Annotated in this window: 14 protein-coding genes; 12 read left to right on the top strand and 2 right to left on the bottom strand. The window is 70.1% G+C overall.

The window, feature by feature from the left end; all coding sequences use genetic code 11:
- Together QSK26_RS31980 and QSK26_RS31975 are read left to right on the top strand one after the other, a co-directional pair.
- Positions 1–3,768, top strand: a complete 3,768-nt coding sequence (locus tag QSK26_RS31980) for a hypothetical protein (protein ID WP_285779028.1) — start codon at positions 1–3, stop codon at positions 3,766–3,768.
- A gap of 19 nt (positions 3,769–3,787) precedes the next feature.
- Complete coding sequence (locus tag QSK26_RS31975; RefSeq protein WP_285779027.1) at positions 3,788–5,017, top strand: hypothetical protein; 1,230 nt, start codon at positions 3,788–3,790, stop codon at positions 5,015–5,017.
- Here QSK26_RS31975 and QSK26_RS31970 read toward each other — a convergent pair.
- Entirely contained in the window at positions 5,014–6,276 is a 1,263-nt protein-coding gene (locus tag QSK26_RS31970) for an RNA polymerase sigma factor (protein ID WP_285779026.1), read from the bottom strand. The two genes, QSK26_RS31975 and QSK26_RS31970, sit on opposite strands and share 4 nt — an antisense overlap.
- A 104-nt stretch (positions 6,277–6,380) precedes the next feature.
- Positions 6,381–6,755 (bottom strand): YciI family protein, encoded by a 375-nt coding sequence (locus QSK26_RS31965; RefSeq protein ID WP_285779025.1) that lies wholly within the window; start codon positions 6,753–6,755, stop codon positions 6,381–6,383.
- Between the two features lie 247 nt (positions 6,756–7,002).
- Here QSK26_RS31965 and QSK26_RS31960 point away from each other — a divergent pair, with 247 nt between their 5' ends.
- From QSK26_RS31960 to QSK26_RS31915, 10 genes are all read left to right on the top strand, one after another.
- Complete coding sequence (locus tag QSK26_RS31960; RefSeq protein WP_285779024.1) at positions 7,003–7,446, top strand: SgcJ/EcaC family oxidoreductase; 444 nt, start codon at positions 7,003–7,005, stop codon at positions 7,444–7,446.
- A gap of 139 nt (positions 7,447–7,585) precedes the next feature.
- Positions 7,586–8,824: a sensor histidine kinase gene (locus QSK26_RS31955; protein WP_285779023.1), complete on the top strand. Its 1,239-nt coding sequence runs from the start codon at positions 7,586–7,588 to the stop codon at positions 8,822–8,824.
- Positions 8,821–9,531: a response regulator gene (locus QSK26_RS31950; protein ID WP_285779022.1), complete on the top strand. Its 711-nt coding sequence runs from the start codon at positions 8,821–8,823 to the stop codon at positions 9,529–9,531. The genes QSK26_RS31955 and QSK26_RS31950 overlap by 4 nt, the downstream gene beginning before the upstream one ends.
- A 125-nt stretch (positions 9,532–9,656) precedes the next feature.
- Entirely contained in the window at positions 9,657–9,974 is a 318-nt protein-coding gene (locus tag QSK26_RS31945) for an ArsR/SmtB family transcription factor (protein ID WP_352244431.1), read from the top strand.
- Positions 9,971–10,420, top strand: a complete 450-nt coding sequence (locus tag QSK26_RS31940) for an SRPBCC domain-containing protein (RefSeq protein ID WP_285779020.1) — start codon at positions 9,971–9,973, stop codon at positions 10,418–10,420. The genes QSK26_RS31945 and QSK26_RS31940 overlap by 4 nt, the downstream gene beginning before the upstream one ends.
- Before the next feature lie 446 nt (positions 10,421–10,866).
- On the top strand, positions 10,867–11,766 hold the full coding sequence (locus QSK26_RS31935; protein ID WP_285779019.1) for a hypothetical protein: 900 nt from the start codon (positions 10,867–10,869) through the stop codon (positions 11,764–11,766).
- A gap of 369 nt (positions 11,767–12,135) precedes the next feature.
- Positions 12,136–12,438, top strand: coding sequence for a hypothetical protein (locus QSK26_RS31930; RefSeq protein WP_285779018.1), 303 nt, complete (start codon positions 12,136–12,138; stop codon positions 12,436–12,438).
- A 96-nt stretch (positions 12,439–12,534) separates the two neighbouring features.
- On the top strand, positions 12,535–13,737 hold the full coding sequence (locus QSK26_RS31925; protein WP_285779017.1) for a DUF1963 domain-containing protein: 1,203 nt from the start codon (positions 12,535–12,537) through the stop codon (positions 13,735–13,737).
- A gap of 157 nt (positions 13,738–13,894) precedes the next feature.
- On the top strand, positions 13,895–14,395 hold the full coding sequence (locus tag QSK26_RS31920; protein ID WP_285779016.1) for a SigE family RNA polymerase sigma factor: 501 nt from the start codon (positions 13,895–13,897) through the stop codon (positions 14,393–14,395).
- Complete coding sequence (locus QSK26_RS31915; RefSeq protein ID WP_285779015.1) at positions 14,392–15,702, top strand: TolB family protein; 1,311 nt, start codon at positions 14,392–14,394, stop codon at positions 15,700–15,702. The genes QSK26_RS31920 and QSK26_RS31915 overlap by 4 nt, the downstream gene beginning before the upstream one ends.
- The last annotated feature ends 1 nt before the right edge of the window (position 15,703 follow it).

Here is a 15,703-nt window from a genome sequence, read left to right as displayed (position 1 = left end):
ATGCGCCCCACCCTCGTCGTCCCCGTCACCCTGGACGCGCTGGTGATCACCACGGCCGTCAAGGGCGAGAACGCCTTCCGCATCTGGACACAGAGCTACACGGCCCTCCAGGGCTACGGCACCCCCGAACCGGACGAGGGCGACCGGCAGGTCGAAGCCCCACGGTTCACCGACACCGGAGTCCACCTGCACTGGACGCTGCCCCGCGGCCTGCGCCACGGCGTCCAGGACCCGCAGACCGGAGAAGTACGGTTCCCACCGGTCCCCAACCGATGGCTGCTCACCCGTTTCAGCGGGACGACCAGCCGCCAGGTGAAAGCGTGGGTGATCGAGAGCGACTGCCCGCACAGTACGTACGCCCGGCAGCACGGCCACGACGACTCACACTCCAGCGACTTCGTCATCGCCGCGGACACCGTGAACGCCTGGCAGGCCAGCACCGACCCCTACCGCAGCGCAGCCCGGCCGAGAAACCCGGAACCCGGCTCCTACCAGGTGCCCATCGGGCTCGCCTTCCCCATCCAGGACGCCCAGTCCTGGACCGAACGCGCGGCCGGCGACCCGCTGTACCTGACCGCCATCGGCGCCGCCAACCCGTACTTCCCCAGCTACACCCCGCACAACAGCAACATCTTCTCCTTCGTCGACGACCTCGCCGACCTCACCGCCGCGACCACCCTCGGCTACCACGTCATCGGCTGGTACTCCCGCCCCGACGCCGACATCCTCGCCGCGCCGCCGCAGGACACCTCCTACGCCGGCCTCCTCGCCCACCTGGACTGGCAGGATCCGCGGCTGACCGGCGACGCCGACCACGACGCCGCCGTCGAACCGGCCACGCGCAGCCTCTACGCCGGCCACGCGCTGACCGTCACCTGGGACCCGGGCGCCTCCGCGGCGCCCGCCACCGACCCGCTGCGGCAGATCCGGGACAACGGCAAACTCGACGCCGCCATCGCCAACACCACCGAGGACGCCTTCGTGGCACTCGCCGGCCGCGCACTGGACGGCACCACCGCCACGCCCACCGCCGCCGACATGCAACTCCTGCGCGCCTTCCTGTACGACCTGCTGCCGCTGGCCGAGGAGAAGGGCGGGGACGAGCGGGTACGCCGCAGTATCCACAACGCGTGGTTCGGCGCCTCCTCCGGAGGCTACTCCTGGACGGTGACGCCCTCCGCCACGACGGGTGACACACCCCAGCCCGTCACCACGCCGGACTGGCTCGACACCCTCAACGACGACCAGCGCCGGCTCGACGCGCAACTCGGCGAACTGGCCTCGCTCCAGTGGCGGCTGAACGCGCTGTGGCTCAAGAACGGCATCTGCGCACAATCGCTCATGCCCCCGGACGACGCGCCGGAGCAGCAGCAGATGGAGGACGAACTCGACCCCGGCAGGGACGGTTCCCTCGCCCAGACGGTGCGCCGCAAGACCACCGAGGCCCGCGACCAGGCGGCCAAGGTGCCCCAGCCGGACACCTCCCACGCCGACCCGCAGGACGCGCTGCTCGCCGGGATCGACGCCTTCGCCCAGGCGAAGGGCCTGGCACCGGGGGCGACGCTCAAAGCACTCCCCCAGCCTCCGTACTGGCAGAGCAACAACCCCGTCATCACCCTGTCGGGGATCACGCCCCCGCCCGACGCCACCGTCTCCGACGAGCCGCTCCTCGTCCGGCCGGTCACCGACGACCTGTCCACGCTGATCAGCAGTGTCACGGTGCGCGACACGCCGATCACCGCGACGCCCGGACAGGGTCCCATGCCCGGCGTCCCCATCCAGGCCGCGCTACCGGAGACCGCCGGCGAACTCCTCGCCGAGTACTTCCTGCTCGACCCGGGCAACGCCCCAGCCCTGGCCGCCGCCACCGGCCTGCCCGCCGACGAGGTCACCGCCACCCTCACCGCGCACCGGCCCGCCGACTACACCGGCACCCTGCCGGCACTCGGCCTCGTCCCCTGGCAGCAGCCCTGGCAGCCGCTGTTCATGGAGTGGCGGGCATACTACGTGCCCATCCCGTACGCCGTGGGCACGCAGCGCTGCTGGACCTTCGACGGCACGGACTACCGTTTCACCCCCGGCGAAGCGGTCGTGGACCCGGCCACGGTCGAGATCAGGGGCATCTCGGGTCTGGGCCCGCATCCCCGGGAGCTGTTCGCCTCCCGGCTGAAGAAGTTCGTCGCCGACCACGGCACCGCCGACCAGCGCGCGCAACTGGAGGACTGGCTGACGGCGATCGGCGACTGGGGATTCCTCGCCCAGGAGCTGACCGGCTTCAACGAACGCCTCGCCGCACGCGACACCCGCGCCTTCCGCCGCCCCACACCCGGCGACCCCGGCTTCCCGCAGATCGCCGAACTCGCCGGATACCCCGACGCGGCCACCGCGGACGGCCTGCCCGCCCGGTACCGCGGTCGCGTCACCACCGCCCCCTATCTTCCCCAGGGCGCCAGCGCGCCCTTCCAGGAGACCCGGCAAGGGCAGATCTACCTCCGGCAGCTCTTCCTGTACGACAAGTTCGGCCGCGTCCTCGACGTCGTCAACCCCGACCCCGAAGGCGGCGGGCTGCACGACTACCGGAACTTCCCGCTCGTCATCGACGACGCGCTCGCCACCGAGACCTCCCTGCTCCCGTCCATCGCGTCGGTCGCCCAGCTACCGCCACGCCCCCTGCAACCGGCCCGGCTGGACTTCGACCTCCTCGACGGCATGACCGGCAGCCGCGTCGTCGGCACCGACGCCGAACTCAACCCCGTAGGCGGCTGGGTGCTGCCCAACCACCTCGACCACAGCCTGCTGCTCTACGACCCCACCGGGCGGCTGCTGGGCACCTACCGGCTGCTCGTCACCCAGGACGGCCGCCTCGGGCAGTGGGAGCCGCCACCGGACGGCGGCGTCACCACGCTCGACCAGGTCGCGGCACTCGCGCCCGTCGTCGCCGGCCTGATCCGCTCGCCGCGGCTCGCGCCGGAGGCCGGTTTCACCGCCTTCCTCGACGTCATCGACTCGACCCTGTGGACCAGCGACCCGCTGGGCACCCGCGCCGACCAGAACCTCTCCGTCCTCATCGGCCGGCCGCTGGCACTCGTGCCGGCACAGCTACGGCTGCGCCTCGACGGCGCACCGATCTTCGACACGGGCTGGGCGGCGACACTCAGCCCGCCCCCTCCGAGTTTCACCGGCGACGAGTTCGCGGTCCGGCTGGGCGACCAACTCGCCCGCGACGACGGTCTCATCGGCTACTTCGGCACGGACTCACAGGGCGGGTACCGGTACGACTCCTTCAACAGCGTGGCCACCCCGGACGGACAGCAGGACTACGTCACCCAGATCGGCCCTCTCGGCCCCTGCGCCACCCCGTCGGCCGCCAACTACCTGCAACTGACCTTCGGCGACCCGGCGCCGACCCGAGTCCTCCTGCTGATGGACCCGCGGGCCGGCGTGCACGCCATCACCGGGATCACGCCGGCCGCCGAGATCAGCGTGCCGTCCGGTCATGTGGAGAAGGCACTCGCCCGCATCGAAGCCCTCTTCCGCTTCGGCCCCGTCGTCACCACCCGGTACCCGCAGTCCATCGCCTTCCCGCGGCCGAGCGAGAAACAAGGCGGCTGGTCGTGGCTGCTCCCGGCGCCGGGGAACGCCCCGTGGACGTCGTACCCGCTCACCCCGGCGCTGCCCAACGCCCAGTTTCCGGACGCCCCCACAACGCTCCAGGACGGCCTGCTGCGGTTCACCGCCGACCTGGAAGAACACACCGACCCCAGCTGACTGCGAGGTGCCGCCACGCATGACCGACCCCATGCTCCTCGACTACCGTCTTTCGACCAGCCCCAGCCCCCTGCAGGCCAGCAGTTCCGGCACTCCCAGCCTGGGCCGCATCACCATCGCCGTCTTCCCCGGCGACCAGACGGCCTACTGCGACACGATCAAGATCGCCGTCCCCGGCCCCGGAGCGGCAGCCGAAGGCGCCTACTTCAGCGAGCCGCCGGACTGGTCGTGCAGCAGCACCACATGGGAAATCGGCAGCACCTATCCCAGCAGCGACGACGACCTCGACGGGAAACAACCCACGTACTACCAGGTAGCGTTCCGCACCGTCGAGGACGACGACAACCTCGTCGACTATCCGCTCAACTTCGGCGTCGACGGCACACTCGGCACCACGACCGGCACGCTCACCTGCACCGTCGGCGAAAGATCCGGCACCGACGACGACACATCCCGCTTCACACTCAAGAAAGGCTCGCTGAACTTGGCCGTCGAAACGCAGACCTTCTACCTGTACAACTTCATGGCCGGCGACCCGGACCGGCCCACCGTTCCGCGGACGAAATTCTCCAGCGGCGCGCAGATCTACCTCACCTGGGAAAGCAACGGCACCTTCTTCCAGCTCTACAACGGCGACGGAACGATCCTGTACGAAGGCACCGACACCTCCTACCTCGTCTCGGCGGGAAGCGTCAGCAACGACACCACCTTCACCCTCGTCGCGACCCTCACCTCGGGCGCGGCACAGCCGGCCAACGGCTTCGAACCCATCTACCGGTACGCCACCATCACCGTCACCATCGACAACCCCGTCCTCAACGGCCTCACCGTCCTGGGCGACGCCGGCGTCAACGGCGACCTCACCACCGGAGGCGAGCTCAGCGCCGAAGGGAACTTCAGCGCCAGAGGGACGGTCACCGCCGAAGGGGACCTCACCGCCAACGGGGCGGTCACCGCAAACGGGGCGGTCACCGCAAACGGGGCGGTCACCGCCCACGGGCTGCTCTCGGCCCTCAACGACCTCCTCGTCTCCTCCGACACCTACGGACCGAAGATCCAGACGTCCTACGACGGAGCGAACGTCTACATCAGCGGCATCGTCAGCGGAACCTGCCAATTCGAAGACCTCTACACGGCCAACCTGACCGCCTACGACAAGATCTCCTCCCGCGACGAGATGGACGCCCCCGCCCTGAGAGTCTCCGGCGACCTCCAGGTCGACGGCAGCGTCACCGCGCGTAACATCTAGCCCGGCGACGATCGACTCCCGCCCGGGTCCAACGCCTCCAGCCGCCGCCGAAGCTCGGCGCGCTCCACCGCGTTCCCGGAAAGCTCGATGGCCCGCTCGTAGGCGCGCACGGCCCCCGGCACGTCGCCGGCGCGCCGGAGCAGTTCGGCGTGCGTGGCGTGCAGCGGCTGGTACGACTCGAGCGCGGGATCGCCCAGCAACGGTCCGAGCCCCTCCAGACCGGCGCCGGCGCCATAAGCGAACCCGACCGCCGCCACCCGGTTGAGTTCGACCACGGGCGAGGGCGCGAGCTCGCCGAGCGCGGCGTACAGGTCCGCGATCCGCGCCCAGTGCGCCGGATCGTCGCCGGACGCCTGGAGGTGGAGTGCGGCGATCGCGGCCTGAAGCTGGTAGGGGCCGGGGCGGCCGAGCCGGACCGCGCGCTCAAGCGCGCGCGTCCCCTCGCCGATCCGGCGCCGGTCCCACCGGGAACGGTCCTGCTCGGGCAGGGCGACGTAACCTCCGTGTCCGTCGACGCGGGCGGCGCGCCGGGCGTCGTGCAGCGACATCAGGCTCAGCAACCCCCACGCCTCGGGCTCACCGGGCATCAGGTCGCACAGCAGCCGTCCCAGGCGGATGGCCTCGTCACACAACTCGCCCCGCACCAGACGGTCACCCTCGCCGGCGGAGTAACCCTCGTTGAAGATCAGATACACGACACCGAGGACACCGCGCACCCGATCGGGGAACTCCTCCGCCGGGGGCACCCGGTACGGAATGCGGGCGTCCGCGATCTTGCGCTTGGCGCGGACGATGCGCTTGCCCATCGTCGGCTCCGCGACCAGGAAGGCCCGGGCGATCTCCCCGGTCGTCAGGCCGCCGATCGTGCGCAACGTCAACGCCACCCGGGCCGGCATGTCCAGCGCCGGATGACAGCACGTGAAGATCAGCCGCAACCGGTCGTCCTCGATCGCACCCGCCTCACCCGCCGAAGGATGCTCCTGCCCTTCGAGGCGCAGCAACGCGGCCAGACGCTCGGCACGGCCGGCGACCGCCTGGTCACGGCGCAGCCGGTCGATCGCCCGCCGCCGCGCCGCCACCGTGATCCACGCCCCCGGATTACCGGGAACCCCGTCCCGCGGCCAAGTCGACAGCGCCGCTTCGAAGGCGTCCTGCAACGAGTCCTCGGCGAGCTGGAAATCGCCCGCATACCTGATCAGCGTGGCCAGCACGGCGGCCCGCTCCTCGCGGAAGACCCGCGCGGCCACCGCTACGGCCACCGCGCCGGCCTCTCTGTTAGCCTCCCTGCCGGCCTCTCTGCCGGCCTCCCTGTCAGGCGCCGCGTCGGCCGAGCCCGCCCCCCGCCCGTTCGACCCGGTCACGGTCATGCCCGGCCGGAAGCCGGGATCTCGCTCACATCCATGATCGGCCGCACCTCCACCGAGCCGCGCAGCGCGGTGGGCATCCGCGCCGCATGGCGCAGCGCCTCGTCGAGGTCGGCGCACCTCAGGACGTAGTAGCCCGCGAGGATCTCCTTGGTCGTCGCGAACGGCCCGTCGGTGAGCTCGGTCCTCCCCGCACGCACCCGGACGGTTGTGGCGGCGGACACCGGATACAGGGGACCGTGGGCCACGAGCAGCCCGGCACCGCGAAGGCTCTCGGTCAGTTCGAGCCAGAGCGGCATGTCGGCCCATCGCTCCTCCGGCCGCTCGTCCTCATCGCGCTCCGGCGTGTACAGCAACACCATGTAGTCCGGCATCGGATCTTCCTCACTCGGATTCGCCGCAGGCCGCGGCGTCATCAGTACGACGCAGCACCACACGCGATTCGGACGGCCCGGCCGTCATCCGAGCGTACGTCCTGCCGGCCCCGGCCAAGCCGCCGGCCGTACCGAAGGCGAATCCCCCTCCGCGAAGTTTTCCAGCCCCCCGTGTCCAAACCGGCACGGGTGCCGCGTCGGTTCAGCGGGACCGCCGACAGCGGCCCGCGAAACTGTGGAGGATCACATGAACCCTGAAATCCGTCAACCCGCGACGACATCCGGAACGGGCTGCACCGCATCGGCCGCGGCCGAGGAGCGCGCCGTACTCGCCGTGTTCGACTCGACGTCCACCGCCTGGTCGGACGGCGACGCCGACGCCTTCGCCGACCGGTACGGCGAAGACGCCACGGTGATCCTGCCTGGAGCCCGCCTGCGGGGCAGGGAGGACATCCGTTCGAGCATGGGCGACGCGTTCGCCGGACCGCTGAAGGGGTCGCGGCGCGTCCACACGCCTCAGAGCGTGCGGTTCCTCGGCGCGGACGTGGCCATCGTGGTCACCAGGAGCGCCACGCTGTCCCCCGGTGAGACGAGCCCCGCCGCCGACCGGTGGGAACTGGCGACCTGGACGCTCTCACGACACGACGGCCGGTGGCTCGTCCAGGCGTACCACAGTTGCTTCGCCGGTTGATCTCCGGCGAGAGACGGCTGTGAGGTTCGTCCCCCGTCTGACGTGAGCGAGGCCCCGGCACGGCACCTGACCGCAGCCGCAGGCGGATGTCCTACCGTGGACAGATGCCGGACGATCGGTGAGGCGATACCTTCCCGTCATGGAGTGGGCTGGATGGCGGCTCGGCGGAAAGGGCGCCGTCGACGTGGCGGTGGCGGCCGTCGTGGCGCTGACCATCGGGTACGCCATCGTCGATCCGCCGGGGCCGTCGTCGTGGTGGCCGACCTGGTCGGCCTGGCCGGTCGCGGTCGTCGTGAGCTTTCCGATCGTGCTCCGGCGGCGCCTGCCGCGGACCATGCTCGGCCTGGCGTGCGCCGCGGGCGTGCTGGCGACCCTGGCCGGAGCCGTCGCACCGGGCGTGATCTGGCTGACTTTCGCACCGACCGTGCTCGTCCTGTACCTGGCCGCCTCCACCACCTCGGTCGCCTGGTCGGCGGCGGGCCTGGCAGCCTGCCTGTCCGCCGCCGTGACAGCGGTCCTGATCTTCTACGCGCAGGTGCTCCCGGACTTCAGGCCCGCGCCCGCGCCCAGCGAGATGCCGCCGTACTGGCCGGTCGAGATCGGGGCGATCGGCGTGCTCCTGACCACCGGATGGGCCGTCGGAACGACTGTCCGATGGAAGCGGGACAAGACCGCTCGCCACCTGCACCACCTCTCGGAGGCCGCGGTGGCCGACGAACGCAGGCGCATCGCCCGGGAGCTGCACGACGTCATCGGCCACAGCATGAGCCTGATCGCCGTCAAGGCCACCGTCGCCAACCACGTCGCCGACGCCCGCCCGCAGGAGGTACGCGCCGCGCTGTCCGTCATCGAGCAGACCAGCCGAAGCACGCTCACCGAGATCCACCGCGTGCTCGGCCTCCTGCGCTCCGACGACGATCCCCAGCAGGCCCACACGCCCGTTCCCGGTATGGCGGACCTGCCCGAACTGGCCGCCCACGCCCGCGCGGCCGGAGTCGAGGTGGACCTGACCGTCCGCGAGGAGGCCGCGATACCCCCCGCGGTCGCGTTGTCGGTGTACCGGATCGTGCAACAGGCTCTGACCAACGTCATCACCCACGCGGCCCCCACCCGCTGCTCGGTCACCGTGGACGTCGACAACCGGGAAGCCCGTATCGAGATCGTCGACGACGGTCCCCGCCACGGCCGCCCACCCCGGGCGCACCACGGGGGACACGGGGGACACGGGGGACACGGGGGACACGGGGGACACGGCCTGATCGGTATGCGCGAGCGGGCCAGGATGTACGGAGGCACGTTCAGCGCGGGGCACCGGGCCGAAGGGGGCTTCCGGGTGTCGGCCCGGCTGCCCTACGACCGGAACGGGTCCGTGACGTGAGCACCGGCGACGTGAGCATCGACGCCGCGCCGCACAACCCGGCGCCGCCCGTCCGGGTCCTGCTCGCCGAGGACCAGGTGCTGGTCCGCGACAGCCTCAAGGTGCTCATCGACACCACTCCGGGCATGGCCACCGTGGGCGAGGCGGGCACCGGCGCGGAAGCGGTGCTCCTGGCCCGCCGGTGCCGGCCCGACGTCGTCCTCATGGACGTGCGCATGCCCGACATGGACGGCATCGAGGCGACCAGACGCATCTGCGCCGACTCCGCGGGCGTCCGCGTGCTGATCCTCACCACGTTCGACGTGGACGAGTACGTGTACGCGGCGCTGCGGGCCGGCGCAAGCGGCTTCCTGATCAAGAACGCCACGGCGGCCGAGCTCCTGGCCGCCATCCGGGTCGTCGCCTCCGGCGAGGCACTGCTGGCGCCCACCGTGACCCGCCGGCTGATCGGCGAGTTCCTGCGAGGTCCGCACTCCGCCCCGGCCGGGCGCGACCTCTCCGGCATCACCCAGCGCGAACGCGACGTGCTCACCCTCGTCGGCAGGGGAATGTCCAATGCCGAGATCGCCGGGCACCTGCACCTCACCGTCGGCACGGTCAAGACCCACATCGGCCGCCTCCTGGCCAAACTGCCCGCCCGCGACCGGGCCCAGCTCGTCATCGCCGCCTACGAAGGCGGCCTGGTCACCACCCCGCCGGCAAAGTGATCAACGGTCCGGGGTGAGGCGTTCCCCCATGGTTCCGAGATGAACACTTAAGCAACCACTTGACTATCTGCCCCTGGGCGTCGATAGTTAAGTACATGCCTAACCATTCTGGGTCGTTGGACCGCGTGTTCCAGGCGCTGGCCGACCAGACCCGCCGCGACATCGTGGCCCGGCTGGTACGCGGCCCGGCCTCGGTGGGCCAGCTCGCCCACCCCCTGGCCATGTCGCTTCCGGCCGTGATGCAGCACCTCCAGGTGCTGGAAGCCTGCGGCCTGATCAGAACGGAAAAGGTGGGCAGGGTCCGCACCTGCCGGATCGAGCCCCAGGTGCTGCGCACGGCCGAGGAGTGGATCGTGCGCCAGCGCACCTCCTGGGAGCAACGCCTCGACCGGCTCGACGACCTCCTCGCAGAACAACCACCAGAACACGGGAGCACCCCATGACCGTCACCCACGCCACCTTCACCCTCGAACGCACCTACCAGGCGCCGCCCGCCAGAGTGTTCGCCGCCTGGGCCGACCCCGCCGCCAAGGCCCGCTGGTTCGCCACCCCCGGCGGGGAACACGAACTCGACTTCCGCGTCGGCGGCCGCGAGACCAACCGCGCCAGGCCCGACGGCACCGACAAGGTCCTGACCTTCGAGTCCTGGTACCGGGACATCGTCACCGGCCACCGCATCATCTACACCTCCACCCTGTACGACGGCGCCGAACTCGCCACCGTCTCGCTGACCACCGTGGAGTTCACCCCCGCCGACGGCGCGACGCTGCTCACCCTCACCGAGCACGGCACATTCCTCGACGGCCGGGAAGACCCCGACTGGCGGCGACAGGGCACCGGCGACTGGCTCGACGCGCTCGGCGCCGACCTGCGGCGCGACGAACCATGACGAGCGACCGCCGCGGCCTTGTCCTCGGCGTCCCCGGCGTCCTCGGCGTCCTCGGCGTCCTCGGCGTCCCCGGCGTCCTCGGCGTCCTCGGCGTCCTCGGCGTCCCCGGCGTCCCCGGCCCGGCCCTGATCAGCCGGCGCCCAGGCTGTTTACCATGCCACACGGTAATACCCCCGGCGCATGACCCGGATAAAACAACCAGGAAATGAGCTTTCGTACCGCCCCACCCGCCGGCACGGTGAGACCGGTGAGACATAACAACGCTTTTCTGTCTACAGTGATGTCCCCGAACCGGGCGATACGCCATACCCGGCACAAATCAGCGAGCCTTGCCAATCATCGGCCGAATTCCATGCGCGGCAAAAAGCGGTCACGGACATTGTCAGGAGGAGGATGACGGCAGACACTCAAGGGCACGAAGCACGATCCCGCCCAATGGAGGCGCAATGAACAGACCCGTCACCGGAAAACCCCGGCGCGCGAAACTCACGGTCCGCCGCCTGTTGTCCGCCGCCGTCGGGATGCTCGCCGTGGCGTTCCTCGCCGTACCACCCGCCACCGCTCTGGCATTGCCCACTCCCCAGGCCCTGGTGTCGAACCTCGACCTTGAGTGCTTCAAGACCAGCTCATACCAGCCGCCGGCCGTCACGCTCACGCTGCGGCACCTCAACCCCGTGCTCAGAAGCCTGCCGACCGAACAGGTCACCCTCGGCCCGCGCGAGCAACTGTGCGTCCCGGTCGCCAAGAACAACGTGATCCCACCGCCCGGCGTCCTCGACTTCGTCAGGTTCGTCGACCTGGCGTGTTACCAGATCAGAGGCGCCTCGGCGGACACGAGGCTCGTGCTCAGCCACCTCAACCCGGTGCTGCAGGACCTGCCACGGCAGGAGATCGCCATGAACGTGGCGCAGCAACTGTGCGTCCCGGTCGCCAAGAACAACGTGGTCCCGCCCGCGGAGGTGCTGTCGCTCATCGCGCACATCGACCTCAAGTGTTACGCCATCACGCCGAACACCGCGATGAACCGGCGGCTGAGCCTCCAGCAGCTCAACCCGGTACTGGTCGGCCAGATCCCCACCAGCACCGTTGAGGTCACCAACGCCCGCCAGCTCTGCGTGCCCGTACAGAAGTCCGGCGACCGCATCCCGGCCGAGGTGCTGAACATCGTGCAATGGATCGACCTCGAAAAGTACGACATCGTCACCCAGGCCATCAGGCCCGTGACCCTGACGCTGCGGCACCTCAACCCGGTGCTCGGCAGCCTGCCGGTGGAGCAGGCGACCCTCTCCGGCGCGGCCCAGCTCGCCGTACCGGTCGCGAAGAACGGCCAGCTCCCGCCGGGCTGAGCCACAATGCCCCCGTCCCGGTGGGAGCGGAAACCGCGACCGCCCCCACCGGGACGCACTCAAAACCCGCAATAACAGTCCCAACTCTATTTCCCCGGACTCGAACCGAAGAAAGGAAGCGACACACATTCCATTAATGCGGGACAAGGGAATGAGTCGCCGTCCGGGTCCCATCGAACGACGCCGATGGGATGACAAGGGCTGTCAGGCATGCCGTTCAATACCCGCGTCCACGCATTACATCAGAGCACGGAATCCCGGCCCGGTCGCCACCTCGGGCGGCAACCCCCGCGATGACCACCTCCGTCACCCGTCCCCCCGGCATGGCTAATACTGTGATCACGGGAGTCGATCGGAACGGGAGAGCAGATGGGCGGAACCGGCAAGGAAGCGGCCATCGTCGTCGTGACCGCTGTGGCGACCTTGGCCTTCATCTTCATCGTCATCCTGGCCGCGCGCCCCGGCCAGGAGAACGCCCGCGCGTCCTTCGCCGAGGCCACCGGGACACCCGCCCCCACCACCGCCCTCAGGACCCCCCGCCCATCCGCCTCCCACAGCGTGCCGGCACCGCCCCTCCCCGAGCCTCCGCTGGGAACCATGATCAACGTCACCTCGGCCGACCCCGTACCCATGCCGCTCGACCCCTACCCCCGTGGAGATCGCCGCACCTGATCGTCTCGGCGTGCATGCGCGACCTCGGATTCGCGCAGGGGAAGCGCGCCGCGGGCATCGACGCGACATTTCAATGCGGTGGCAGGTTGTACGTTCATGGCCCATGAACCTCTCCGGCTTCGAGAGCGAGGCGCCGAAGTCCTGGGGCCCGAAGAGCTCAACCTTGATCAGGCGGCGCGCCGGGGCTTCGTGACGCGTGTGCGGGATCTGCTGCCGGCAGCGACTCCTCAGGAGCGCGGCGACGCCCTGGTCAGCGCGGTGCAGAAGGAGAACGGCGCGGTCGCCCGGGCGATTGCCGAGTATGGCGGGATCGAGGATCACAAGCTCGTGCTCGCGCTCGGGCAGTGCATCGCCTTCGACGTTCCGGAGGTCGTGCCATCGTTGATCGCCGCCGGTGTCGACCGTGACTCGCCGGAAAACCACTACGACGCGCCACCGATCGTGCTCGCTGCCGACCGGGGCCGCGTCTCGATCGTGCGTGACCTGCTCGCCGGCGTCGACCTGCAGCGCCGCGACAAGCGGGGGCGGAATGCGATCGCCGCGGCACGCGATCGCGGCCAGACTGAAATCGTGCGGATGCTGCAGGCCGCCGGCGCGACCGCGCGGACGCCCGCGGCGATCGCCAAGGCGACAAGACAAAAACTCGCCGCCGGCGCCCGTAGCACCTGGGCCCCGCAGCTTGGCGGCACAGCCGCGACCGGCGACGCGTCGCGGTTCGGGTTGCCGTCGCTGCGTTCGAACGAGGGCTGGCCGGCCTGTGGGGACTGCCGAGCGCCGCTCACCTTCTTCGTCCAGGTCGACCTTTCCCGCACGCCGAAAGCCGCACGCGAGGTCTTCGGCGTGGGCCTTCTGCAGTTGTTCCACTGCACCGCCTGCAACCCCTCCCACCCCTTCTCCAGCGGCCACCGGGTGCGGATCGTCGACCCGGCCGACGCGGTCACCGACGCGACGAAACCGAAAGGCGCGCACGTGCTGCCGGAGCGGCCGATCACCGGCTGGGCCCGCGCGGTCAAGGACTACCCCTGTCGCGAGGCCGACGAATCGGCGCTGCTCCCCGAAGAACGTGCGGTCGTCTTCACACTGAACCGCCAGGGCGACAAGCTCGGCGGCTGGCCGAACTGGGTACAGGACCCCGACTACCCACGCTGCCCCCATGGCGGCCACCGCATGACACAGCCGGTCCTGCAGATCGACTCCCACCATGGCGTCGCACACATGTGGGGCGACAACGGTGTCGGCTTCATCGTGCAGTGCCCCCAGCACCGTGATGCAGTCACGTTCTTGTGGCAGTGCGCGTAACCGTCACGACGCGATTCACAGCCTTCAGCGCCTGGTCGTCGTCAACATCGTCTCTCTGGCGCCGATCCGGACCGATCCTCCCCGAAAACATCCGCCGGGCGATGCAACGTCTTCGTCCCTTCAGCCGTCTGGGACGTGACTACTGAAGGGACTACACGTGGATGACGAACCCGGCTTCGACGACTTCGTGGCAGAGCAGAGGGACGCGCTGCTCCGCTACGGATACGTCCTGACCGGAAACCTTCATGACGCCGCCGACCTGGTCCAGGAAGCTCTGGTACGGCTGTGCGGCGCCTGGCCGAGGGTGAGACGCAAGGACAACCCGCACAGCTACGCCCGAACCACGATGGCACGGTTACACATCAGCGTCTGGCGGCGGCACAGGCGTGAACGCCTCACCGGAGAGCCGCCGGAACGCGTTCACCACGCAGTCTTCCCTCTCGACGAGGAGCAGGGCCTCTGGGAGGAACTGGCCGCGCTGCCCCGCAGACAGCGTGCCGTGCTGGTGCTGCGCTACTACGAGCAGCTCAGCGACGCCGAGATCGCCAAGGTGCTCGGCATCTCTCCCGGAACCGTGCGTAGCCAGGCCTCCCGGGGCCTGGACAAGCTGCGTTCCTCCCTCTCCTCCGCGCCGGCGACCCACGGGAGCATGCGATGAACGATCTGGAAGACAAGCTGAGCCGCGTCCTTTCCGGGGCGGCACATCTCGTGCCGCAGGCACCGGCCGAGCTGGCCGCGACGGTCAAGGCACGTCATCGCCGGCGGCGGGCGCGGACCACCGCCTTGTGCGCGGCCGCGGCCGTGGTCCTGCTGGCGGGTGGGACGGGCGCGGTGGTGAGCACCCTGGGCTCGTCGGCCGAGTCGCACCCCGCCGTCAGCGCGACCGGCGAGGCCAAGCCGCCGGCGGACAAGATCCCGCCGCCCGTCGAGAAGGTGTGGCCGCAGGCCGTACGCAAGATCCCGGCCAAGCTGCCCGACGGCCGCGCGTACTACCCGCAGCTCCTCCTCGACGATCACACGCTGCTGGTCATGACGGGCGCCTCCGACGGAAAGCGCCAGTTCCTGTGGAGGTACGACCTGGACACCGGCCGGCCCAGGCAGGTCGCCGAGATCCCCCCGACGAAGGGATCGGCGATCGTCGCCGAAGGCGTCGCCGCCGGTGGCGGCAACATCGTCTGGTGGGCGTCCTACAAGGATGCGGGCAGCCCGCGGGTCGCCCGGATCTGGACGGTGCCGGCCACCGGCGGCCAGCCTCGCCCGGTGACCGACGTTCCCCTCGGAAACGTCATGAAGCAGGGGCACATCGACGGGCTGACGGTGACGGGCTCGGACGTGGTCTTCGCCTACGAGAAGGGCGGGGTTTACCGGGTGCCCCTGAGTGGAGGTTCGCCGCAGCCGGTGAAGGGCGCCGAGCGGCACCACATCCTGCAGTGGCCGTGGGTGGGCGTCCACCACGGAAAAGCCATCTTCCGCGAGCTGCTCAACGTCGAGACCGGTGAGCGGCGCGACGCCGCGGTCAAGGCCGACGAGGAGGTCAGGTGCGGTGTCGACCGGTGCGCGGGCGTGGCAGTGCGCTACAAGACCGTCAAGGTCGAACGCCCCCGCGACCGCTCCGGCAAGGAGATCAGGTGCGGCACTCGCCGGTGCCCGGACACGATGCGGACCCAGACCGTCCTGCGTAGGTTCGTCCGCGACCGCGACGGCTCCCAGGAGCGCAAGCTGCCGAACAGCTTCCAGCCGGGCGACGACGCCGCCTTCGAGCGCTTCTTCAAGGTCACTCTGAGCGGACCGGGAACCCAGATCGTCCTGACGCTTTACGATGCCGACACCGGCAGGTCCGCCGATCTCGGCATACGGCCGGACGCGAAGGGAACCATGGTGACCCCCGACAGCGGCCTCGACCGCTTGATGACCTACCAGATCAAGAACGAGATGTACGTCCTGGACCTGGCGGCGATCAAGTAGG

The organism is Microtetraspora sp. NBRC 13810, assembly GCF_030268685.1.
Taxonomy (GTDB): Bacteria; Actinomycetota; Actinomycetes; order Streptosporangiales; family Streptosporangiaceae; genus BSRQ01.
This window is presented reverse-complemented; position numbering and strand designations above follow the sequence as displayed.